Source organism: Hyalangium sp. (assembly GCF_045802625.1).
Taxonomy (GTDB): domain Bacteria; phylum Myxococcota; class Myxococcia; order Myxococcales; family Myxococcaceae; genus Hyalangium.
Window position 1 is genome coordinate 1 of the sequence record NZ_JBJMQP010000243.1, and the last position, 1,599, is coordinate 1,599.

At 66.4% G+C, this 1,599-nt stretch carries 1 protein-coding gene and 1 pseudogene; both read right to left on the reverse strand.

All coding sequences use genetic code 11. From position 1 onward, the window contains the following. Positions 1-348, reverse strand: a pseudogene (locus ACJ8AT_RS37905) (hypothetical protein); the annotation flags it as partial. A 166-nt stretch (positions 349-514) separates the two neighbouring features. Beyond that, a partial coding sequence (gene tnpC / locus ACJ8AT_RS37910; RefSeq protein WP_407742864.1) for an IS66 family transposase occupies positions 515-1,599 on the reverse strand: 1,085 nt, incomplete at its 5' end.

The window sequence follows — 1,599 nt, forward strand, 5'->3', positions numbered from 1 at the left end:
AACAATCACTGCACCGACGACGATCTCGGGTGCCGCGAAGACACAGAGGGCCACGACTGCGGGAGCGGCTGCATCCGCGTAGGCGACAGCGCATCTTTTGGTGACATCCCGAAACCTGACCCTGTCCCGATCGAGAGCGTGAAAGCACCGCTCCGCAAGGATCGGCCATTCGTTGGAGGCTTCCCGCACCACGCAATGCCCGTCATCCGTCCAGGGGAACTGCGCCGCCCGCTGAAGGTTGGCGAATCTCGGACTTGGGTCCTCCAACTCCCCCGGGCTCGGATCCATCGTTGCGCAGGCTGAGAGCAGGAGCAGAAGCAGGAATGCACTGCAAGTTCGCAAACGCATGGCGACGTCCTATCAATCAAGCGAGGTGCTGCGGGTCAAAGCTACGCCGGTTCTCCGCTGGAGCGTAGCAGCACGCCCGGACAGCGAGAGCCGATGCTCAGTAAGTGTTCGCCGTGCCCCGTGAGGGCCGCGGGATGAACGAGGCTGCCCGCTGGGCGAGCAGGAGTCAGTCGAAGCTGTTGGGGAGAGTGACAGTGCCTGGGTTCTCGATGGCGGCGAGGGCTGCGCGCAGCAGGTAGTCGCCCGGGTCCTCCCCGCGCAGCCTGGCCGTCTCGATGAGCGAATAGTAGAGCGCGGCCACCTCGGTGCCCCGCTGAGACTTGCTGCCGTAGTGATTCTTGCGGCCCATCACCATGTCTCGCAGTTGTCGCTCGACGTGATTGTTGTCCAGTGGCACCCGAGGGTCGCGCAGGAAGACCGTCAGCCCGTTCCACAGCGCCAGCATGTACTCGAGAGCCTTGCGGAAGGTGCTGTCGGGCAGCGCCTTCTGAGCCAGCGCCCAGGCGTGGATGCGCTCGACGAGAGGAGCTGAGTGCTGCTGTCGCACGGCGAGCCGATGGGCCAGCGCGTCCTGCTGAGCCTTGCCTTCCAGCGCGTGCCAGTCGGGCAAGTCCTCCTCGAGGGCGTACAGCTGACCGATGAGCTCCAACACCTGCTCACAGACAGGGGCGAACTTGAGCGCCTCCACGAATTTGCGCCGCACGTGTGCCCAACAGAAGGCCAGGATGGCGGTGGCGGGCCCGTCCGCTCCGGACTTCGTCGCCGTCTGGTAGGCCGCATACCCATCCACCACGACGACGCCCGCGTAGTCTCCGAGTACCGTCTTGGCCGTGGCCCCCGAGCGGCTGGGCAGAATCCGGTGGTACACCGTGTCGGGCGAGGCCACCGTCCACGCGTACCACTTCTTCCCGGGCCCCTTGTCCAGCAGGTACCAGTGCGTCTCATCGGCGTGGACCAGCGGTGAGCCGAAGAGCTCTGCGGGCAGCGCCTCATAGCTGGGGCGCAGGTGGTCGGCCAGCGCCTCAATCTGATCCCACAGCGTCTGGCGCTCCACCACCAGGCCCTCCCGCCGGAACATGCGCTCTTGGCGGGCCAGGGGCAGGTGAAAGGCATACTTCTGCAGCGCCACGTGGACGGCGAACTCCACCGAGTAGCGGCCACCCTCCACCAGGCGCGGCGGGGCGGGCGCCGTCACCGGCGCGCAGCCCTTGGGGCAGCGGTACTTCTGGCGGTGCACCTTGCGCAGCACAA